This window comes from Pseudomonas mendocina (genome assembly GCF_900636545.1).
Lineage (GTDB): Bacteria > Pseudomonadota > Gammaproteobacteria > Pseudomonadales > Pseudomonadaceae > Aquipseudomonas > Aquipseudomonas mendocina.
Window position 1 is genome coordinate 4,670,280 of record NZ_LR134290.1, and the last position, 20,917, is coordinate 4,691,196.

Annotated in this window: 24 protein-coding genes; 15 read left to right on the plus strand and 9 right to left on the minus strand. The window is 63.1% G+C overall.

The genetic code is table 11. The annotated features are described in order from the left end of the window. Positions 1–60: 60 nt before the first annotated feature. A complete protein-coding gene (locus EL191_RS21880) occupies positions 61–1,095 on the minus strand; it encodes a type IV pilus twitching motility protein PilT (protein ID WP_013717519.1) in 1,035 nt (344 codons plus the stop codon). A gap of 75 nt (positions 1,096–1,170) precedes the next feature. Between EL191_RS21880 and EL191_RS21885 the strand changes: the two genes are divergently transcribed. The 13 genes from EL191_RS21885 to EL191_RS21945 all read left to right on the plus strand — a co-directional run bounded on the left by EL191_RS21885 (position 1,171) and on the right by EL191_RS21945 (position 12,066). Continuing rightward, on the plus strand, positions 1,171–1,863 hold the full coding sequence (locus EL191_RS21885; RefSeq protein WP_041980232.1) for a YggS family pyridoxal phosphate-dependent enzyme: 693 nt from the start codon (positions 1,171–1,173) through the stop codon (positions 1,861–1,863). A gap of 17 nt (positions 1,864–1,880) precedes the next feature. Then, on the plus strand, positions 1,881–2,699 hold the full coding sequence (proC, locus tag EL191_RS21890; protein WP_013717521.1) for a pyrroline-5-carboxylate reductase: 819 nt from the start codon (positions 1,881–1,883) through the stop codon (positions 2,697–2,699). Between the two features lie 11 nt (positions 2,700–2,710). Continuing rightward, positions 2,711–3,304, plus strand: a complete 594-nt coding sequence (locus tag EL191_RS21895; RefSeq protein ID WP_013717522.1) for a YggT family protein — start codon at positions 2,711–2,713, stop codon at positions 3,302–3,304. Between the two features lie 145 nt (positions 3,305–3,449). Next, the gene (locus EL191_RS21900) at positions 3,450–3,740 is read left to right on the plus strand and encodes a DUF167 domain-containing protein (RefSeq protein ID WP_026042151.1); all 291 of its coding nucleotides are present in this window, start codon (positions 3,450–3,452) and stop codon (positions 3,738–3,740) included. A 181-nt stretch (positions 3,741–3,921) separates the two neighbouring features. Continuing rightward, a complete protein-coding gene (locus EL191_RS21905; protein WP_041980233.1) occupies positions 3,922–5,898 on the plus strand; it encodes a dynamin-like GTPase family protein in 1,977 nt (658 codons plus the stop codon). A gap of 84 nt (positions 5,899–5,982) precedes the next feature. Further along, positions 5,983–7,122, plus strand: coding sequence for a homoserine O-succinyltransferase MetX (metX, locus tag EL191_RS21910; RefSeq protein WP_017363103.1), 1,140 nt, complete (start codon positions 5,983–5,985; stop codon positions 7,120–7,122). Between the two features lie 2 nt (positions 7,123–7,124). Continuing rightward, a complete protein-coding gene (gene metW, locus EL191_RS21915) occupies positions 7,125–7,745 on the plus strand; it encodes a methionine biosynthesis protein MetW (RefSeq protein WP_024309842.1) in 621 nt (206 codons plus the stop codon). 14 nt (positions 7,746–7,759) lie between these two features. Next, on the plus strand, positions 7,760–8,176 hold the full coding sequence (locus EL191_RS21920; protein ID WP_041980235.1) for a DUF4426 domain-containing protein: 417 nt from the start codon (positions 7,760–7,762) through the stop codon (positions 8,174–8,176). Beyond that, positions 8,169–8,774, plus strand: coding sequence for an RdgB/HAM1 family non-canonical purine NTP pyrophosphatase (gene rdgB, locus EL191_RS21925; protein ID WP_041980236.1), 606 nt, complete (start codon positions 8,169–8,171; stop codon positions 8,772–8,774). Before EL191_RS21920 ends, rdgB begins: the two co-directional genes overlap by 8 nt. A gap of 44 nt (positions 8,775–8,818) precedes the next feature. Further along, positions 8,819–9,322: a DUF3916 domain-containing protein gene (locus EL191_RS21930; RefSeq protein WP_041980237.1), complete on the plus strand. Its 504-nt coding sequence runs from the start codon at positions 8,819–8,821 to the stop codon at positions 9,320–9,322. A gap of 30 nt (positions 9,323–9,352) precedes the next feature. After that, positions 9,353–10,507, plus strand: a complete 1,155-nt coding sequence (hemW, locus tag EL191_RS21935; RefSeq protein ID WP_041980238.1) for a radical SAM family heme chaperone HemW — start codon at positions 9,353–9,355, stop codon at positions 10,505–10,507. Between the two features lie 68 nt (positions 10,508–10,575). Continuing rightward, a complete protein-coding gene (locus EL191_RS21940) occupies positions 10,576–11,727 on the plus strand; it encodes a GGDEF domain-containing protein (RefSeq protein ID WP_041980239.1) in 1,152 nt (383 codons plus the stop codon). 15 nt (positions 11,728–11,742) lie between these two features. After that, a complete protein-coding gene (locus EL191_RS21945) occupies positions 11,743–12,066 on the plus strand; it encodes a DUF3392 domain-containing protein (RefSeq protein ID WP_013717532.1) in 324 nt (107 codons plus the stop codon). A 179-nt stretch (positions 12,067–12,245) separates the two neighbouring features. Here the strand turns inward: EL191_RS21945 and EL191_RS21950 are convergent, their stop codons facing one another. Further along, the gene (locus tag EL191_RS21950; RefSeq protein WP_041980240.1) at positions 12,246–14,144 is read right to left on the minus strand and encodes a methyl-accepting chemotaxis protein; all 1,899 of its coding nucleotides are present in this window, start codon (positions 14,142–14,144) and stop codon (positions 12,246–12,248) included. A 301-nt stretch (positions 14,145–14,445) separates the two neighbouring features. Continuing rightward, entirely contained in the window at positions 14,446–14,994 is a 549-nt protein-coding gene (locus tag EL191_RS21955; RefSeq protein WP_017363111.1) for an AAA family ATPase, read from the minus strand. On the opposite strand from EL191_RS21955, the gene EL191_RS21960 reads away from it, so the two are divergent. After that, positions 14,993–15,454 carry an N-acetyltransferase gene (locus EL191_RS21960; protein WP_017363112.1) on the plus strand — a complete coding sequence of 154 codons (462 nt, stop codon included), beginning with the start codon at positions 14,993–14,995 and terminating at the stop codon, positions 15,452–15,454. The two genes, EL191_RS21955 and EL191_RS21960, sit on opposite strands and share 2 nt — an antisense overlap. Before the next feature lie 7 nt (positions 15,455–15,461). Here the strand turns inward: EL191_RS21960 and EL191_RS21965 are convergent, their stop codons facing one another. From EL191_RS21965 to EL191_RS21985, 5 genes are all read right to left on the minus strand, one after another. After that, on the minus strand, positions 15,462–16,805 hold the full coding sequence (locus EL191_RS21965) for a DUF1329 domain-containing protein (protein ID WP_041980241.1): 1,344 nt from the start codon (positions 16,803–16,805) through the stop codon (positions 15,462–15,464). 182 nt (positions 16,806–16,987) lie between these two features. Continuing rightward, positions 16,988–17,704 (minus strand): tRNA (guanosine(46)-N7)-methyltransferase TrmB, encoded by a 717-nt coding sequence (gene trmB, locus EL191_RS21970; protein WP_041980242.1) that lies wholly within the window; start codon positions 17,702–17,704, stop codon positions 16,988–16,990. Positions 17,705–17,772: 68 nt separating this feature from the next. Next, positions 17,773–18,567: a thiazole synthase gene (locus EL191_RS21975; protein ID WP_041980243.1), complete on the minus strand. Its 795-nt coding sequence runs from the start codon at positions 18,565–18,567 to the stop codon at positions 17,773–17,775. Positions 18,568–18,585: 18 nt separating this feature from the next. Next, positions 18,586–18,786, minus strand: a complete 201-nt coding sequence (thiS, locus tag EL191_RS21980; RefSeq protein WP_013717539.1) for a sulfur carrier protein ThiS — start codon at positions 18,784–18,786, stop codon at positions 18,586–18,588. Between the two features lie 102 nt (positions 18,787–18,888). Then, positions 18,889–19,260 carry a DUF423 domain-containing protein gene (locus tag EL191_RS21985; protein WP_013717540.1) on the minus strand — a complete coding sequence of 124 codons (372 nt, stop codon included), beginning with the start codon at positions 19,258–19,260 and terminating at the stop codon, positions 18,889–18,891. 310 nt (positions 19,261–19,570) lie between these two features. On the opposite strand from EL191_RS21985, the gene mtgA reads away from it, so the two are divergent. After that, on the plus strand, positions 19,571–20,299 hold the full coding sequence (mtgA, locus tag EL191_RS21990) for a monofunctional biosynthetic peptidoglycan transglycosylase (protein ID WP_013717541.1): 729 nt from the start codon (positions 19,571–19,573) through the stop codon (positions 20,297–20,299). Here the strand turns inward: mtgA and EL191_RS21995 are convergent, their stop codons facing one another. After that, on the minus strand, positions 20,300–20,911 hold the full coding sequence (locus EL191_RS21995; protein WP_041980244.1) for a hypothetical protein: 612 nt from the start codon (positions 20,909–20,911) through the stop codon (positions 20,300–20,302). Positions 20,912–20,917: the final 6 nt, after the last annotated feature.

Here is a 20,917-nt window from a genome sequence, read left to right on the forward strand (position 1 = left end):
CCCGATGAAGGCCCCGCAGGACCTGGCGACTGGCGGCGTGCGGCGCAGTCGCTACGGCTGTTAGAAGTTCTCGGGGCTCTTGGCCTTCTCGCGCGCACTGTCGCGGCTGACCAGGCCCTTGGATACCAGGGTCTTGAGACACGCATCGAGGGTCTGCATGCCCAGCGCGCCGCCGGTCTGGATCGCCGAATACATCTGCGCGACCTTGTCCTCGCGGATCAGGTTACGAATGGCAGGCGTACCGATCATGATTTCGTGCGCGGCCACGCGACCGCCACCGATCTTCTTCAGCAGGGTCTGCGAGATCACCGCCTGCAGCGACTCGGAGAGCATCGAACGCACCATCGACTTCTCTTCGGCCGGGAACACGTCGACCACGCGGTCGATGGTCTTGGCAGCGGAGGTGGTGTGCAGGGTGCCGAACACGAGGTGGCCGGTTTCCGCTGCGGTCAGCGCCAGGCGGATGGTTTCCAGGTCACGCATCTCACCCACCAGGATGATGTCCGGGTCTTCACGCAGCGCCGAACGCAGCGCTTCGGAGAAGCCGTGGGTGTCGCGGTGCACCTCACGCTGGTTGACCAGGCACTTCTTCGACTCGTGAACGAATTCGATGGGGTCTTCGATGGTGAGGATATGGTGGTACTTGTTGCTGTTGAGGTAATCGAGCATCGCCGCCAGGGTAGTCGACTTACCCGAACCGGTAGGGCCGGTGACCAGCACCAGGCCGCGCGGCACGTCGGTGATCTTGCGGAATACCTCGCCCATGCCCAGGTCGTCCATGGTCAGTACCTTGGACGGAATGGTACGGAACACCGCACCGGCACCACGGTTCTGATTGAAGGCGTTGACCCGGAAGCGCGCCACGCCCGGCACTTCGAAGGAGAAGTCGGTCTCGAGAAACTCTTCGTAATCCTTGCGCTGCTTGTCATTCATGATGTCGTAGATCAGCGCGTGAACCTGCTTGTGATCCAGCGGCGGCAGGTTGATGCGGCGCACATCGCCGTCAACGCGGATCATCGGCGGCAGCCCCGCCGAGAGGTGCAAATCCGACGCGCCTTGCTTGGCGCTGAAGGCGAGCAGCTCAGTGATATCCATGGGACTCCCCAATTACAAGCAAGCAGGTAGAATGCCGCAAACCCTCTAGGGGTCGGGCTTTATAGAGCGCAGGTAATGTCCACGATAGCAGAGAATATTGCAAAGGTCGGAGCGCGTATCCGTGAGGCGGCGCAAGCCTCGCAGCGCAATTTGGCTGACATCGGCCTGCTGGCGGTAAGCAAGACCAAACCAGCCGAAGCCATCCGCGAAGCGCACGCCGCCGGTCTGCGCGATTTTGGCGAGAACTACCTGCAGGAGGCGCTGGAAAAACAGACCCAGCTGACCGACCTGCCCTTGATCTGGCACTTCATCGGCCCCATTCAATCGAACAAGACCCGGCCCATCGCCGAACATTTCGACTGGGTACATTCGGTGGATCGCCTGAAAATCGCCCAACGCCTTTCCGATCAGCGCCCCGCGCACCTGCCGCCACTGAACATCTGCCTGCAGGTCAACGTCAGTGGTGAGGACAGCAAGTCCGGCTGTAGCCCGGAGGAGTTGCCGGAGCTGGCCAAGGCCATCGCCGCCCTGCCCAACCTCCAGCTGCGCGGATTGATGGCAATTCCCGAACCAACCGAGGACGTCACCGCACAACATGCCGCCTTCGCCCGTCTGCGTCAGTTACGCGATGACCTGGCGCTCGATCTCGATACCCTGTCCATGGGCATGAGCCATGACCTGGAAGCAGCCATCGCCGAAGGCGCGACCTGGGTGCGCATCGGCACCGCTCTGTTCGGCGCCCGCGATTACGGTCAGCCCACTCACTGAATGAAGGAATTCCCGCAATGAGCAACCCGATCATCGCCTTCGTCGGCGCCGGCAACATGGCCGCCAGCCTGATTGGCGGCCTGCGCGCCCAGGGCGTGGCGGCCAGCGCCATCCGCGCCAGCGAGCCCGGCAGCGAACAACGCGCCCGCCTACAGCAGGAGCATGGCATCGCCACCTTCGCCGACAATGGCGAGGCCATCAAGGGTGCCGATCTGATCGTGCTGGCGGTCAAACCACAGATCATGAAAACGGTATGCCTGGATCTGGCGCCACACCTGGCCCCCAACCAGGTGATCATCTCCATCGCCGCCGGCATCAGTTGCGCCAGCCTGGAAAACTGGCTGGGCCAGCGCCCGGTAGTGCGCTGCATGCCCAATACGCCGGCGCTACTGCGTCAGGGTGTTTCCGGCCTGTTCGCCAACCCACGCGTCAACACTGCGCAGAAAGCCCAGGCAGGGCAGGTGCTGAGTGCCGTCGGCCTGGCCCTGTGGCTGGATGAAGAAGCCCAGCTCGACGCAGTTACCGCAGTGTCCGGCAGCGGCCCGGCCTATTTCTTCCTGCTGATCGAAGCGATGACGGCGGCCGGCGAGCAGCTCGGCCTGCCACGCGAGACTGCCGCACGCCTGAGCATCCACACCGCACTGGGCGCCGCACGCATGGCCAGCGAAAGTGATGTCGACGCGGCAGAATTGCGTCGCCGTGTGACCTCGCCGAACGGAACCACCGAAGCGGCGATCAAAACCTTCCAGGCCGGCGGCTTCGAAGCGCTGGTACAACAGGCGCTGAATGCCGCCGCCAATCGCTCGGCCGAACTGGCTGAACAACTGGGTCAATAAGGGAAGCACACATGTCCGGACTCATCGAAGCCCTGATCTACATCATCCAGACCCTCGGCAGCCTGTATCTGCTGATCGTGCTGCTGCGTTTCATCCTGCAACTGGTGCGCGCCGACTTCTACAACCCGCTGAGCCAGTTCATCGTCAAGGCCACTCAGCCGCTGCTGACGCCACTTCGCCGTATCATCCCAGGCTTCGCCGGGCTGGATCTGGCCTCGCTGATTCTGGCGATTCTGGTGCAGTTGCTGCTGATGGTCGTGACCCTGACGCTGATGGGCTACAACGTCGGCGGTTTCATTCTGCAATTGCTGGTGTGGTCGATGATCGGCGTGACCTCGCTGTTCCTCAAGGTGTTCTTCTTCGCCCTGATCATCAGCGTGATCCTTTCCTGGGTCGCTCCGGGCAGCTACAACCCCGGCGCTCAGCTGGTGAACCAGATCTGCGAGCCGCTGCTGGCGCCGTTCCGCAAGCTGCTGCCGAACCTCGGTGGCCTGGATATCTCACCGATCTTCGCCTTCATCACCATCAACCTGATCGACCGTTACGTGATCGGCGCTCTGGCGGCCTCCACCGGCCTGCCACCGATGCTCAGTCCTTTCCTCTGAGAGCCTGTTCAAAGGCTCGCGAGCTAGCACTATGCAAGGCAAAAACAGGCGAGGAAGCGGAGTTTACGAATGATAAATGAGCATTCCGAGCCTGTTTTTAACGCAGCAAAGCCGACGCGCAGCAGACTTTGAGCAGGTTCTCGGCATGAGTTTCTACCGCTGGGACGGCGACGACCTGATCCTCGACTGCCACCTGCAGCCCAAGGCGAGCAAGGACGAGTTCGCCGGGCTGCATGGTGAGCGGCTGAAGATCCGCCTCACCGCCCCGCCGGTCGACGGCAAGGCCAACGCCCATCTGCAGGCCTTCCTGGCCAAGGCATTCGGCGTGGCCAAGAGCCAAGTGATCCTGGAAAGCGGCGAACTCAATCGGCAGAAACGCCTGCGTATTCGCGCCCCGCAGAGCCTGCCGCCGATTCCCGGTCTGCAGCGCGCCTGACGACCACTCAGCCAGCCCAGCCGACCATAAGGCGGGACTGTCGAAGAGGCCAATTGACGGCTGCCTTGCAGCTCGCATAATGCAAACTGTTCTCGCGAAATGCCGTGCTTCCTGGCGGCCCCCCGAACCGAACCGTTACGCAGCCCCCGCAAGAGGTGATCTTGCCGAGAGGAGAGCCAGGATGAGCATGGAACGTCTCAGCCAGCAGGTTGACGCCTACGTCGCCTGGAAACGCGAACTGATGCGCGAGATCACGCGCTATCGCAGCTGGCTGGAGCACAACCGGCTCAACTCCGAGGCGGTTCAGGCCAAGCTCGAACGTGCGCTGAAGATCCTGCGTACCGACCACATCACCCTGGCTTTCGTCGGCGAGTTCTCGCGCGGCAAGACCGAGCTGATCAACAGCCTGTTCTTCTCCGAATACGGCCAGCGCATGCTGCCTTCGCATGCCGGGCGCACCACCATGTGCCCCACCGAGCTGTTCTTCGACCCACGCTCGGAGCGTCCCTACATTCGCCTGCTGCCGATCGAGACCCGCACGGCCTCGGCCAGTGTCGCGCAGTTCAAACGCATCCCTCGGCACTGGGTGAACATTCCGCTGGATACCAGCGACCCGGCCAACATGGCGCTGGCCTTCAGCCAGGTGGCCAAGACCAAAGCCATGCCGGTGGAACAGGCGATCCAGCTCGGCTTCCACCCAGACATGCTCGAAGGCACCGGCAAGCGCGGCCAGGTGCTGGTGCCGGCCTGGCGCCACGCCATGGTCAACTTCGACCACCCGCTGCTGCGCCAGGGCCTGCGTATTCTCGATACTCCCGGCCTAAACGCCCTGGGTAGCGAGCCCGAGCTGACCCTGTCGATGCTGCCCAACGCCCAGGCGATCATCTTCCTGCTGTCCGCCGATACCGGCGTCACCGCCAGCGACATGAGCATCTGGCAGCAGCACATCCGCCAACTCGATGAAGACGCCCAGACTTGCCTGTTCGCCGTGCTGAACAAGATCGACGTGCTCTGGGACGACCTGGCCGGCGAGACCTTCGTGCAGAACGCCATCAGCCAGATTCAGAGCACCACTGCCAAACAGCTGGGCATCGCCAAGCAGGACGTGCTGCCGCTGTCGGCCAAGCAGGCGCTGCTGGCCAAGGTGCGCAAGGACGAGGCGCTGCTGGCTCGCAGCCAGATGGCCAACCTGGAAACCTTACTGTGCGAGCGCATTGTGGCGCAGAAGGAGCGCCTGATCGAAGATCATGTGGTGCGCCAGGTCCTGGCGCTGGTGAACAACAGCCAGCATGTGCTCAACCTGCGCCTGGAGAAGGTCGGCGAACAACTGGCCCTGCTCGGCAATCATCAGCAGGACAACGGCCAACTGCTGTTCGAGCTGACCGCCAAGACCAAGGAAGACCACAACCAGCACCACAAGCGCCTGCTCGGCCTGAAGACCAATCAGCGCCTGCTGCAACGCCAGGGCCAGTTGCTGCGCCATGCGGCACGCGCCGAGCGTCTGGAGCAACACCTGAACGAGGTGCGTCGCAACCTCACCGGCAGTTGGACCACCCTCGGCATCAACCAGGCCATCCTGCATTTCTTCCGCGCCGTAGAGCAGGACCTGCACAACCTGGAGCACGAAGCGGAGATGGCCAACAAGATGGTCGCCGCCATCTATCGCCGACACAACGAAGAAAGCCCGCTGGGCGGCGTCGATGCGCCGCAGTTCAAGATCCAGCGCTACCTGCGCGAGCTGAAGAAGCTGCAGGACAAGGGCGATCAGTTCCGCCTGCACGTGAAGACGTTGCTCACCGAACAACGCAGCCTGACCCGGCGCTTCTTCGCCACTCTGGCTCAAGAAGTGATTGGCCTGCACCAGCGCCTGCGCCTGGACGCCGAACAGTGGGCCGCCGATGCACTGATGCCGCTGATGCAGCACACCCTGGAACACAAGCAGATGCTGGAAAGCCACATGCTGCGCCTCAAGGCGCTGGCCCAGGAAACCCAGCAAACGCGCAAGCGCAGCCTGCAACTTGCGCGCTACCAGGAAGAGCTGGAGCAGCAACTGGCCCAGGCCAGCGACATGCTCCGCGTGCTGCGCCGCCCGGCACCAGTGCAGCGCCAGGGCAAGGTGGTCAGCCTGCCGGTGGCGGCACGGCAACAAAGCCAGTAGCACAAGCGGGCGGCATGCTCGCTTGCCGCTACCGGCGGTGCTCTTTAGACTGGCGCCCTCCTCCGATTCATTAGCAGCGCCTCCATGCCCACTGCCTTTCCCGAAGATTCCGTCGGCCTGGTCAGCCCCCAGGTGTTCCGTTTCAGCGAGCCATTGGCGCTCGCCTGCGGGCGTAGCCTGGCCGAGTACGAACTGGTCGTCGAAACCTATGGCGAGCTGAACGCCGCGCGCAGCAATGCCGTGCTGATCTGCCATGCCCTGTCCGGCCACCATCACGCCGCCGGCTACCACAGCCCGGATGATCGCAAACCCGGCTGGTGGGACAGCTGCATCGGCCCCGGCAAGCCGATCGACACCAACAAATTCTTCGTCGTCAGCCTCAACAACCTCGGCGGTTGCAACGGCTCTACCGGCCCGAGTAGCACCAACCCGGCCACTGGCAAACCCTACGGCGCCGATTTCCCGGTGATGACCGTGGAAGACTGGGTGCATAGCCAGGCGCGCCTGGCCGATGTGCTCGGCATCAAGCAATGGGCGGCGGTGATCGGCGGCAGCCTGGGCGGCATGCAGGCCATGCAGTGGACCATCAGCTACCCCGAGCGCGTGCGTCACTGTCTGGCCATCGCCTCGGCCCCCAAACTGTCGGCGCAGAACATCGCCTTCAACGAAGTGGCGCGCCAGGCGATTCTCACCGACCCGGAGTTCCACGGCGGGCATTTCCAGGAACAGGGTGTGATCCCCAAGCGCGGCCTGATGCTGGCGCGCATGGTCGGCCATATCACCTACCTGTCCGATGACGCCATGGGCGAGAAATTCGGCCGCGGTCTGAAGAGCGAGAAGCTCAACTACGACTTCCACAGTGTCGAGTTTCAGGTGGAAAGCTACCTGCGCTACCAAGGCGAGGAGTTCTCCGGGCGCTTCGACGCCAACACCTACCTGCTGATGACCAAGGCGCTGGACTACTTCGACCCGGCCGCCGCCCACGACGGCGACCTGGCCAAGACCCTGGCCGTGGCCAAGGCGGACTTCTGCCTGATGTCCTTCACCACCGACTGGCGTTTCTCCCCGGCCCGCTCGCGGGAGATCGTTGACGCCCTATTGGCGGCGAAGAAGAACGTCTGCTACCTGGAGATCGATGCACCGCAGGGCCACGATGCCTTCCTCATGCCGATCCCGCGTTACCTGCAGGCATTCGGCAGCTACATGAAGCGAATCGAGGTATGAGCATGCGAGCGGATCTGGACATCATCCAGGAATGGATCGCCCCGGGCAGCCGTGTGCTCGACCTGGGCTGCGGCGACGGCGAACTGCTCGCCTGGCTGCGTGACAACAAGCAGGTTTCCGGCTACGGCCTGGAAATCGACCCGGACAAGATCGCCTTGTGCATCGAGCGCGGCGTCAACGTCATCGAGCAGAACCTCGACCTGGGCCTGGGCAACTTCGCCAGCAACAGCTTCGATGTGGTGGTCATGACCCAGTCGCTGCAAGCGCTGCACTACCCGGACAAAGTGCTGGCCGAGATGCTGCGCGTCGGCAAGACCTGCATCATCACCTTCCCCAACTTCGGCCACTGGCGCTGCCGCTGGTACCTGACGACAAAAGGTCGCATGCCGGTGTCGGACTTCCTGCCCTACACCTGGTACAACACACCGAACATCCACTTCTGCACCTTCGAGGACTTCGAGCGCCTGTGCCACGCCCAGGGTGCCCGTGTGGAAGAGCGCCTGGCGGTGGACCGTGACCACCGCCACGGCATCGCCAGCCGCATCTGGCCCAACCTGCTGGGAGAGATCGGCATCTACCGCATCAGCGGCGCGGACCTGTCCGCCCACCGCGTCGCGGTCTGAACGAGGAGAACATCATGCGCCGCATCATTCCCTTCCTGGTCGCCCTGTGCCTGGCCCTGCCGGCCGCCGCCGAGCGCAAGCAAAGCTTCGGCGATCTCGACGTGCACTACAGCGTGTTCAATTCCAGCTTCATTCAGCCGGATATCGCCAGCGCCTCCGGCCTGGTGCGCAGCAAGACCCAGGGCGTGATCAACGTCGCCGTGCTCAAGGCCGGCAAGCCCAGCACCGCAGTGGTCGGTGGCGAGGTGAAGGACCTGTTGGGCAAGAGCACCGCACTGACCTTCCGTCAGGTCACCGAAGGCGAGGCCATCTATTACCTGGCGCAGTTCCCCTTCAAGACCCGTGAAATGCTCAGCTTCACGCTCAACGTGCGCCAGGGTGATGACGCGCACCGCATCACCTTCAACCAGGAAATGTTCCCGGATGACTAAGCCAGTGAGTGGTTTCAAGGAGCTGGTCCTGGCCAGCCATAACGCCGGAAAGCTCAAGGAGCTGCAGGCCATGCTCGGCGACGCCGTGCGCGTGCGTTCGATCGGTGAGTTCAGCCAGGTCGAGCCGGAGGAAACCGGCCTGTCGTTCGTCGAGAATGCCATCCTCAAGGCGCGCAACGCCGCGCGCATCTCCGGTTTGCCGGCACTGGCCGACGACTCCGGCCTGGCGGTGGACGCCCTCGGCGGCGCCCCCGGCATCTACTCCGCGCGCTATGCCGATGGCCAGGGCGACGCGGCGAACAATGCCAAGCTGCTCGATGCCCTGAAAGACGTGCCGGACGCCCAGCGCGGCGCGCAGTTCGTCTGCGCCCTGGCGCTGGTTCGACATGCCGACGATCCGCTGCCAATCCTCTGCGAAGGCCTGTGGCACGGCAGCATCCTGCATGAGGCACGTGGCGAACATGGCTTCGGCTACGATCCACTGTTCTGGGTGCCGGAAGGTGAGTGCTCCAGCGCCGAAATGCCGCCTGAGCAAAAGAACCGCCTCAGTCACCGCGCCCGCGCCATGGCCCTGCTCAAGCAGCGCCTGGGGCTGTAACAGCCTTGGCCAGATGCCTGATAATCAGCAAGAAACCGCGCGGCGTGGCCCGCCGCCTGAGGGCACTGGATCGCTGGGCAGCCAGTTTCGAACGTAATTTCCCGCAGGATATTCCTGCGGGCGAGCGTTACTGGAACTGGAAGATTCCTGTGCTATTCAGCCTGGTCGAGGGCCGACACACCAATCCCCAGATTCAAGCTCACTGTGCTCAGGCATTGATCAATGCCTGCCAGCATCTGATGCGAGCCAAACCACCAGAGGCAGAAAACTGGCGGGTAACGGCGGTAATCTGCCTGCCTGACTTTTTCACCAGCGAAGTGTGCTTGTATCTGGATGAGGATTATTTCCAGGCTCATACCCGAGCCTCGGTGAGCGCGCATGGCAATAGCCGCCATCTGGCACCACTGAGCCTATCCGAAACCTGGTCGCTACAACTGGTCGATGGCTGTGGCGAACTGGGCACCGAAATCGACTACCTCGACGAAGACCAACCTGACGGGCGCTTCATCGCACAACGTTGGTACTTTGGCGAAGTCATGCCACGATAGTCGCCCGTTACTGCCTCTCGTTGCTCTACTGTGCCCGACGCCTCTCACTTCCTGCTCCCGCCCCTGGCGCTCTACATCCACATCCCGTGGTGCGTGCGCAAATGCCCGTATTGTGATTTCAACTCCCACGCCGCCGGGCCGACGCTGCCTGAAGAAGAGTACGTCGACGCGCTGCTGGCCGACCTCGATATTGACCTGCAGCACGTCCATGGCCGACCACTGACCTCGATCTTCTTCGGTGGCGGTACGCCCAGTCTGTTCTCCGACCGCGCCTTGGGCCGTTTACTGGAAGGCGTAGAGCAACGTGTCGGCTTTGCGCCGGATATCGAAATCACCCTGGAAGCCAACCCCGGCACCTTCGAGCAGGCCAAGTTCAAGGGCTATCGCAGCCTCGGCATCAATCGTCTGTCCATTGGCGTGCAGAGTTTCCAAGAGGCCAAGCTCAAGGCGCTGGGCCGCATCCATGACGGTAGCGAGGCGATCCGCGCTGCCGACATGGCGCGCGCTGCCGGCTTCGATAACTTCAACCTCGACCTGATGCACGGCCTGCCCGAGCAGAGCATCGAGGACGCCCTGTTCGACCTGCGCACGGCCATCAGCCAGGGGCCGACGCACCTGTCCTGGTATCAGCTGACCATGGAGCCGAACACGGTGTTCTGGAGCCAGCCGCCCACGTTGCCGGAAGACGATCTGCTGTGGGACATCCAGGAAGCCGGCCAGGCCCTGCTCGCAGCCGAAGGCTACGCGCAGTACGAAGTGTCCGCCTACGCCAGGCCTGGCAAGCAGGCGCGACACAACCTCAACTATTGGACCTTCGGCGACTTTCTCGGCATCGGCGCCGGCGCCCACGCCAAATTGAGCACGCCCGCAGGACGCATTCAGCGCACCTGGAAAACCCGTCTGCCCAAGGACTATCTGGACCGCAGCAAAGCCTTCCAGGCCGGCGAACGCATACTCGAGGCCGGCGAGCTGCCGTTCGAGTACCTGATGAACGTGTTGCGTTTGACCGAAGGCGCACCGGCCGAACTATTCAGCCAACGCACTGGCCTGCCGCTGCAGCACCTCGACCTGGCGCGCCGAGAGGCCGAACGCCAGGGGCTGCTGCAGGCCGATCCGACCCGGCTGGTAGCCACTGCCAAGGGGCAGTTGTTCCTCAACGACCTGCTGCAACTGTTTCTCGACTGAGTCACCATCACCACCGGGAATCCGGTAGGCTATGGCGCTTCCCGCACGCGTAGACATGGAACCCGGTCGTGCTCGATCCCCGTAGCCTCGTCTTCATCCTCGCTGCCCTGAGCCTGCTGATGGCCATCGTGCTGTCGGCCATGCCCAGCGCCGTGCGCGATCGCCAGCTGGGCGCGCGTTACTGGAGCACAAGCATGCTCTGCGTGGCGGTCGCCTCGGTGCTTTACGGCCTGCGCGGGGTCGTGCCCGAGGCCTTCTCGATGGTGGTGGCCAACGCCGCGGCCATGGCCGCTACAGCGCTGATCTACTACGGCGGACGCGCCTTCTTCGGCCTGCCGCGGCACAGCGGAAAACTCATCGGTGCTCTACTGCTGGCTAACCTGGGACTGGTCTACTGCTTCTACGTGCAGGATCTGTACGCCATCCGCGTCGTGATCTTCTCCAGTGTCTCGGGCGTGCTGCTGTTTCTGTTCGGCCTCGACGTGCTACGCCACCGCCCACGAGAAAGTGGACGCGCCCATTTTCCCTATCTGTTCACCGCGCTCACGGTGATCTTCGATTCGCTGGTGTCGCTGGCGCGCATCGTCAATGCAGTGCTGCCCCCCACCGGCGGAGCCGACTTCCTTGCGCCGACACTGCTCAATGCCCTGTACTTCGCCACTCACGGCCTGCTGGCGATCTGCATTTCGGTGGGTTTCATCCTGATGCTCAATGAGCGCCTGCATGCGCTGCTCGAACACCAGCTCAGCCATGATCCACTGACCAACGCCTACTCCCGACCGATGATCTTCGAGCTGGCACAACGTGAGCTGGGCAATCTGCGCCAGCCCCTGTCGCTGTTGCTGCTGGATATCGATCACTTCAAGCAGGCCAACGACAACCTCGGTCACCAGGGTGGTGACGAGGTGCTCAAGCACTTCGTGCGCACGCTCAGCGCCAACCTACGTTCGAACGAGCCATTGGGCCGTTACGGCGGCGAGGAATTCATCATTTTGTTGCGCGATGTCGACGCCGAGTCGGCGCGCATCACCGCCGAACGACTGCGCCGTTGCGTTGCCGAAGCTCCGTACCGCCACTCGCAGGGTGATTACCCGATCACCACCAGCATCGGCCACGCCACCGCCCATAACCAGGAAAGCCTGGAACAACTGCTGCAATGTGCCGATACGGCGCTGTACCGAGCCAAACGCGAAGGCCGCAACCGCGTGGAACAAGCCTAAAAAGAAGGAGCCCCAATGGATCTGATACTGGATCTGATCGTCACCCTGTCGCGCTGGAGCCGCAGCCACCTCAGCGATATATCCCTGGCCATCATGGCCACCTTGCTGGTGCTGTTCGGCCCGGCCATCAACGCCTGGGTCCAGCGCACCATTGGCAATCTCAACTTCGTCCTGCGCACGCTGCTGTTCGTGGTGTTCTGCGCGGTCGGCTATGGTCTGGCGATCGTTTTCCTCACCCCCTGGCTGGCCAAGGGGCTGGCACATTTCAACAACTTCACCCTGGCACCAGTGCTGATCCTGATCTTCGTGGTGATCGGCATCATGGCCGACAGGAATTAGCAGCTGGGTTGCGTCATCCCGGCTGAAACAAGAACGCCGCGCTCCCTAACGAGACGCGGCGTTTTCTTGGCATCGATCTTCTTCTAGGAACGGCTGGGCGGCATTGCGCTTCAGCCGCGATGACTCTCAACAGTTTCGCGGTTGAAGCCGCTCCTACGGAGGGACCAAGCAACGCCGTCTTACAGCACGAACTTGGAAACCTCATCGCCGATCTGCCGGCCGAGCGCTTGCAGATTGGAGGCCGCTGCCGAGGCAGCATGGCTGCTCTGCGACATCTGATCGCCCATGCTGCGGATGTTCTCGGTATTGCGATTGACCTCGACGGTCACGCTGGCCTGCTCTTCGGCCGCCGAGGCGATCTGCGCAGCCATGTCGTTGATCTGCCCGACCGCCTCGGTGATGCGCTGCAACAGATCGCTGGCCGCCTGGGCATCGGTGACGCTCTGCGAGGCCTTGGTGGCGGCGTTGTCCATCACGCCCACGGCCTGCCGGGTGGCGTCCTGCAGCACCTGGATCATCGCCTCGATCTCACGGGTCGATTCGTGGGTACGCTTGGACAGCACCCGCACCTCGTCGGCCACCACCGAGAAGCCCCGGCCGTGCTCGCCGGCACGCGCTGCCTCGATGGCCGCATTGAGCGCGAGCAGATTGGTCTGGTCGGCAATGCTGGCGATGGTGGAGAGAATCGAGCTGATCTCGTTGGAGTGGCGGTGCAGCTCGTCGATGATGCGCCCTGCACCCTCGACCTCCTCGGCCAGCAGTGAGATCGACTCCTGACTGCGCCCCACCTGGTGGCGCCCTTCCACGCTGAGGCTGACCGAATCCACCGCCTGGCCGGAGGCCGTCTCCGCATTGCGTGAGATCTCCTGGGTGGCGGAGGCCATTTGCGTCACCGCAGTGGCCACCAGGTGCAACTCGGACTGATGTTGTTGCACGCGCTGGTTCTGGGCGTCGGCATCCTGCGCCACCTGCGCGGACTCACTGCTCAGCGCCACGGCGACATCGCGCAGGCGCGAGATGATGCCGTGCAGCTGGTCGATGAAGCGGTTGAAACTGCTCGACAGCTGGCCGATCTCGTCGTTGGAGTTGACCGGCAGGCGTTGGGTCAGATCTCCATTACCGGCGGCGATGGCGTTTAGGTTATGGCGAATCTGCTCCAGGTCGCGGAACAGCACTCGGCCGAGCAGCGCCAGCACCAGAATGGCCAGAATCAGCATGCCGGCACCGATGGCCAGTTGCACGAACAGCTGGTGGCGCACCGGGGCGAGGACCGTGGCCTTGTCCATGACCATCACGAAGGTCCAGCGGGTATTGGGAATTTCGACGGCGAACAACAGACTTTCGCTGCCCGCTACATCCGCCTCGGTCAGGCGGCGCTGCTGCACCAGCGCTTTGAGTTGCTCGCCACCCAGCGTCGGCGAGAAGTCGGAGGCCGACTTGGTGCGCCAGTCCTTGTCCGGATGGGCGATCATCTGCCCGCTCTGGTCGATCAGCAGCGCGTAGCCGTCGCCGGGAATGCTCAGTTTGCCGATGGTGTCGGTCAGGGTGTCAAGTGTCAGGTTGGCGCCCACCACACCGATCAACGAGCCGTCGCGGCGCGCGGGGTAGGCGATGGTCACCACATAGGCACCATCGGTGAGCGAGACGTAAGGGTCGCTGATGAACAGGTCGTTGTTCTTCTCGGCGCCCTGGTACCAGCCGCGCTGACGCGGATCGTAGTTCTTCAGGATCACGCTCGGGTCATTCTGCAGCATGCGGCCATCGGTGGTACCGATGTAGGTGATATTGAAGGCGAAGGTCGCCCAGGTCTGCTGCAGCAGGATGTGCGGAGCGATCTGCGGCTGCGCGACCAGGCTGCCGGCAGTGGTCTTCACGGCGCTGATGCGGTCGTGCATCCAGTTGCCGAGGTTGACCGAAATCGACTGGGCGAAACCGTCGATGTCCCGCTGCAGGGTGTCGTTGACTGTCCTGTCCAGGGAAGAAACGCTCTGCCAGATCAGCGTGATACTGACCAGCGATAACAGCACCGCCGCTGTCAGGGTGATCTTCAGGCGCAGCGGCAAATCCTTGATGTTCATGCGACGGACTCCATCGATGGCTGGCTGGGCCGGCCAGCAGCCTTTGAAAGCCAGATCCTTGAGCGAGCGCGGAGATGTGGGAGCAGAAGCCTCTGGGCGGGCTTTTCAGCGCAGAGCGTTATCACCGGGATCTGGAAGCAGTTTGAGGGTGCCCGTGACCCCGAGCAGGCCAGGCGGGCATACACGGCTAATAAGCGACCGCGCGCCGGAGAAAGTGAAACCAGAGAAGCGCAAAAGCGCCAAAAGCATTGATTTAGAGCGGTTTCTCAACTCCGGCCGGGACTATACTTGGCGCTTTCCCTCAGCGCACCAACCAGATCATCACCTGCTCGGCCAATTGCTCGGGCGTATGCCGGGTCGAGTCCAGGCGCAGCAGCGGGCAGCCCAGTTGGCGGGCCATCCAGGCTTCGTGCATCGCCAGGCTACGGGTACTGAGATCACCCTCTTCGTAGCCGGCAGCCCACTCCAGGAAGGCCTGACTTTGACCATGCATGTCACCTCCCGGCTGGATGCGCACACCATAACGTTGCGCTTCACGCTGACGCAGCCTGCGCATGCGTTCCTGATCGTCCAGACGCAGGAACAGGGCATGACTGAACGACGGGATCAACGCCTCGCCCCAACTGCATAGCGAACCGCTAAGCACCCAGCTAGGCGCCTGTGCGGTACGCTCGCAGATCAGCCTGACGCGCTCCTCGGGCGGCCGCTTGTGCACATAGGGCGGCTCGCTGGGCAGCCAGTAGAAATCGTCGGTATCCAGATGCAGCCAGCCATTGCGCTCGGCCAGCGTGCGGGCCAGGGTAGTGGTACCCGAGCCGGATGCACCGAATATATGTAACCGAACCTCCATGGATTCACTTCTCCTCGAACAGGACTTCATCATGATTCGCCCCTACCATCCCACAGACAGCGACGCCGTACTCGACCTCTGGCTGAAGGCCTCCATCCAGGCACACGACTTCGTGCCGGAGACCTTCTGGCGCGAGCAACTGCCTGCCATGCGCGATCTCTATCTGCCGCAGGCCGAAACCCTGGTACTGGAGGAAAAGGGGCACGTACTGGGCTTCGCATCGCTGCACGAACAACGCCTGGCCGCATTGTTCGTCAGCCCGGATGCTCAGGGTCGCGGCCTGGGTCGTCGGCTACTGGACGAAGCCAAGCGCAGGCGTGACAGCCTAGAGCTTGGTGTCTACCGTGCCAACACCCGGGCGGTGGCCTTCTACCGCGCAGGCGGTTTCGTCACGCTGAACGAGACGCGCGACCCGCACACCGGCCAGCCGGAGCTGACGATGCGCTGGTCGCGCGGATGATGCCGGCTCAGTTGCCTTCTCGGCGCAGCGCCTGCGGGGTAAAGTCGCGCGGGCTCAATCGGGCGTTGAAGTCGTACATCTTCTCGTTGTTGTCCAGACCGTCGGCAAAGTAGCGGCCACCCTTGAGGTCGTAGATGGTCTCCAGGGTCGAGCCGAACATCGGCGCATCGTAGTAGCTGATCGGGTGCGCTTCCTGCAGGCCGATCAGGTTGCCGCTGCGGTCATAGAGATCGACGGCGAGGATCTGCCAGCTGTCCTCGTCCAGATAAAAGCGGCGTTTGCCGTACGGGTGGCTGAAGCCGGTGCGCAGGTCCGCCTCGACCACCCAGACGCGATGCAGCTCGTAGCGCAGCAGTTCGGGGTTGATGTGCTTGGCCTGGAGGATATCGGCGTAGGGAATGCCCTGCTGGTGAACCGCGTAGCTGTTATAGGGCACCAGCATCTCGCGCTTGCCCAACAGCTGCCATTCGTAGCGATCCGGTGCGCCATTGTAGGCGTCCACCTGGTCGGCAGTGGCCATGCCGTTGGTATCGGGCTGCAGGGTGTCATAGGCGAGCATCGGCAGGCGACGCACACGCCGTTCGCCGCGGTTGAAGCGCCAGGCCTTGCGGATGGCCAGCACCTGATCGAGCGTCTCCTGCACGACAAGCGCCGAGCCCGCCAGCTTGGCCGGCGCCACGACCTTGTACTTGTAGAAGAACAGGGTGTTGTCCAGATCCTGCGGGGTAACGCCTTCACGGCCGTAGAGGAAATAGATGTCGCGCTCGAGCTTGAGCAGGTTGTAGCTGCCATTGGCGAGCACAGCGGCCTGGTTGGTGGCCATGCTGATCTGGTCGCCACGGTAACGCATGATGTGGTTCCAGATGGCCTCCTGGCCGTTCTGCGGTATGGGGAACGGCACGCCGGCCGCAGCACCCTGCACACCATTGCCGCCGGAGATCAGTTCGGCGTTGAGCGCGTTGAAACGAGTGGCGTCGTAGATGCGCTGCGGAGCGGCCGCACTGCGGCGAGTCGGCAGTACCCGCAGGTAGAAGCTGGGGTTTTGCTGCAGCAGGGCCTTGAGGCCGACCGGCAACTGCTGCTCGTACTGCGCCAGGTTCTGGCTGTCGACGCGATACAGCAGTTTGTCGTCGGCATAAGGGTCGGGGTGGTGCATGCCGGGCTGGTAACCGGCTGGCGGCGTCGCCAGACCACCCGTCCAGGCCGGAATGGTGCCGGCAGCATTGCCCGCACGCTCACCGCCCAGCGGGGTCAGGTCCTGTTCCAGGCGCGCGGCCTGGCTGGCATCGACCTTGGCCTGAGCCTGGAAGGCCAGGGCAGTCAGCAGAAGAATGGAAACCGATCTCAACACAATGCTCTCCTCGCGGCGCCGTGACAGCGGCGTCGCCAATATCTACAGGCCTTGCAGGCATGCTTATCGTTGTTGTGTCTTGCGGTGAGGCGCCGTCCTGGCCGTCGGGTCATCCCGATCTAATCATGCATCCTGCCGGTTCTAAGCCTGGACAATCCCTGCCAGCAGGGATCGCTCGGACATCACTCCTGGCGCTGGAATTTGAGGTCCCACACACCATGGCCAAGGCGCTCGCCACGGCGCTCGAACTTGGTCACCGGGCGCTCCTCGGGGCGCGGCACATAGGTGCCATCGGCGGCCAGGTTGCGGTAGCCCGGCGCCGCGTTCATCACCTCGAGCATGTGTTCGGCGTAGTTTTCCCAGTCGGTGGCCATGTGCAGCACACCGCCGATTTTCAGCTTGCTGCGCACCAGCTCGGCGAAAGCCGGCTGGACGATGCGGCGCTTGTGATGACGCGACTTGTGCCAAGGGTCGGGGAAGAACAGCAGCACGCGATCGAGGCTGTCATCGGCGACGCAATCGCGCAGCACTTCCAGTGCATCGCAGCTGTAAACGCGGATGTTGCTGAGGTTCTGCGTCATCGCACCATTGAGCAGGGCGCCCACGCCCGGCTTGTGCACCTCGACGCCGATGAAATCCTGCTCGGGCGCGGCGGCGGCCATCTCCAGGGTGGAATGGCCCATGCCGAAACCGATCTCGAAGGTACGCGGCGCGCTACGCCCGAAGACCTGATCGAAATCGCGCAGACCGTCTTCGAGTTCAAGGCCAAACAGTGGCCAGCCCTTGTCGATGCCACGCTGCTGACCTTCGGTCATGCGCCCGGCGCGCATCACGAAGCTCTTGATGGTACGGCGCTGGCGACCATCTTCGGTCAGTTCGGGCTGTTGGGTATCGGTCATGCTGAGCTCTTGTAGATTGCGTTACGACTTGGCGCGCCGGCGAACCGGCACGCAGCCAATCGTCATCCTTAATTGATCAGGCCAGTCAGCGGCGACGACGCACTGGCATAGAGTTTCTTCGGCATGCGGCCGGCCAGGTAGGCCAGGCGCCCGGCCTCGACGGCATGCTGCATGGCGCGCGCCATCAGCACCGGGTTCTGCGCTTCGGCGATGGCGCTGTTCATCAACACCGCCTCGCAACCCAGCTCCATGGCGATGGTGGCGTCGGAGGCCGTGCCTACGCCGGCATCGACCAGCACCGGCACCTTCGATTCCTCGAGGATGATGCGCAGGTTGTACGGATTGCAGATGCCCAGACCCGAGCCGATCAGACCGGCCAGCGGCATCACCGCGATGCAGCCGATTTCGGCCAGCTGGCGGGCGATGATCGGATCGTCGCTGGTGTACACCATGACGTCGAAACCGTCCTTGACCAGCACTTCGGCGGCCTTGATGGTCTCGATGACGTTGGGGAACAGGGTCTTCTGGTCGGCCAGCACTTCCAGCTTGACCAGGTTGTGGCCGTCGAGCAGCTCACGGGCCAGGCGACAGGTACGCACGGCCTCGGCAGCGTCGTAGCAGCCGGCGGTATTAGGCAGGATGGTGTACTTGTCCGGGCTGATCACATCGAGCAGGTTCGGCTCGCCGGGGTTCTGGCCGATGTTGGTGCGGCGCACGGCCACGGTAACGATCTCGGCACCGGAAGCCGCGATGGCATCACGGGTCTCGTCCATATCCTTGTACTTGCCGGTACCGACCAGCAGGCGCGACTGGAACGTACGACCGGCCAGGGTGAAGGGCTTGTCGCTGCGAACTTGGCTCATGGAATACTCCTCGTGAAGTCAACCGCCGCCGATGGCGTGCACCACTTCCACCTGATCGCCCTCGGCGAGCGGGGTGCTGTCGTGCTGGCTGCGTGGAACGATGTCCAGATTGAGCTCGACCGCCACACGGCGCCCGGTCAGGTCGAGGCGAACCAACAGGTCGGCGACGCTCTGGTTATCCGGCAGTTCGAAGGGTTCACCATTCAACTGGATACGCATGACGACTCGGTCACAACTAGGAAGAGGGCCGGCATTCTAGCCCGATAGGCTGTTGCGACCAAGGTTAAAAGGCGCCATTCGTCCTCATTTCTGACGCCAGGGTCAGGTCAGCTTCCATGCCGCCAGCCCCAGGCACAACCACCCGATCAGGAAGGCGACACCACCGAACGGCGTGATCATGCCGAGCTTGCCGATGCCACTGAGCGTAAGCAGATAGAGGCTGCCGGAGAACAGCAGGATACCTACGGCGAAGGCGCCGCCAGCCAGGTTTACCAACCGTCCGGGCATATGCAGCGCCAGCAGGCCGACGCCGAACAGAGCCAGCGCGTGGACCAGCTGATAGTGCGTACCGGTCTGGAACACCGCCAGATACTCGGGCGTCAGACGGTTCTTCAGGCCGTGAGCGGCAAAGGCGCCCAGAGCGACGCCGGTAAAGCCGGCAAAAGCGGATAACAGCAACCAGAAACGAGCCATGAAACCTCCGGAAAGGATCGACCTGGCCCAGTTTAACCACCGAGAGCTCAGGCGAGAGTGGCGCTATTGTCACACCCAGCCCTCATCCTGAGGTATTGGCAGGAATCTCTTGGGCATTTTTTGTCTTTCGATCCTGGCAGTAACCCCGCGGGCCGTCGGCAGAGCCGACGTCAAAAATTGCTCCCGGCGATTTTTTGCTGCCTGCCATCCCTGGCGGCAACCCTTCGGGCCGTCGGCAGAGCCGACGTCAAAAATCGCTCCCGGCGATTTTTTGTTTTAATAGCGCCACGCCCAATCACTGCGAGACCCCATGCTTCGAGCCCTGACCCGCCGCCTGCTGAAACTGCTGCTCTGGCTGATGTTGGCCAGCGCCCTGCTGGTGCTCGTGCTGCGTTGGGTGCCACCGCCCGGCACGGCGCTGATGATCGAACGCAAGATCGAATCCTGGGGTAGCGGGCAGTCGCTGGAACTCAAGCGTCAATGGCGCCCGTGGAACGAGCTGCCGGATCATCTGAAGATGGCGGTGATAGCCGCCGAAGACCAGAAGTTCGCCGAGCACTGGGGCTTCGACATGAATGCCATCCAGGCGGCACTGGCGCACAACCAGAGCGGCGGCTCACTGCGTGGTGCCAGCACCCTCAGCCAGCAGGTGGCCAAGAACCTGTTCCTCTGGTCCGGGCGCAGCTGGCTGCGCAAGGGATTGGAAGCCTGGTTCACCGCGCTGATCGAGCTGCTCTGGTCGAAGGAGCGCATTCTCGAGGTCTATCTCAACAGCGTCGAATGGGGCGATGGCATTTTCGGTGCCGAAGCCGCCGCACAGCATCATTTCGGTGTCGGCGCGCCGTACCTCAATCGCCAGCAGGCCAGCCAACTGGCTGCCGTGCTCCCCAACCCGCTGCGCTGGAGCGCAGGCCGGCCAAATGGCTACGTGATCCGCCGCGCGGCCTGGATTCGCCAGCAGATGAACCAGCTCGGCGGCAGCCACTACCTCAACCAGCTCAAGCCGCAACGCCCCGATTGGTGGCCACGCTGGCTGTAGCTAGCGAGCAGCGCGAAACGCCTTGCGCGGCACTGCATGCAACAGCGCGACGTCATCGCCATGCAGATGCACGGTCAACCCCCACTGCGGATACACCCAGGCTTGACCATCGGCCAGCTCCAGGGTCAGGCGAGGCTGCCCGAGGCTGGCGGCCAAGCGCTCACTGGCCAGAGCATCAGGTGCTTGCAGGCTGAGATTGGCGATAGCAAAACCCGCCATCTGCTCGGCCAGCGACTGATCCAGCGCCAATTCGGCATCGCCTGCTTTTAGGCCTTGCGCAGCCAGCAGACTGTCGCGCTGATTCTTGCTCAAGGCCAGTTCAGCCTGGAGCGACCACTCGCCCTCTTCGCCTTCGAGCGTCGCTCGATAGGACAGCCGTGCGCCGTCGAGACGCGGCTCCAGCCACAGCTTGCCCGGGGCAAGCTGCTGCACATCACGCAGCGTCAGCCCATCTTCGGCCAGCGGCTGCAACAGTGGATCGCGCCACTGCTGCAGGTTGGCCACCGGCTGAACCTCGCTGCTGCGCATCAACCAGGCGCCCCAGGCGAAGAACAGCGCGGCGACGAGTGCGAATATCAGCCAGTGCTGCGCTTTCAGCGGGGCTTTGTTCAAGGAAAT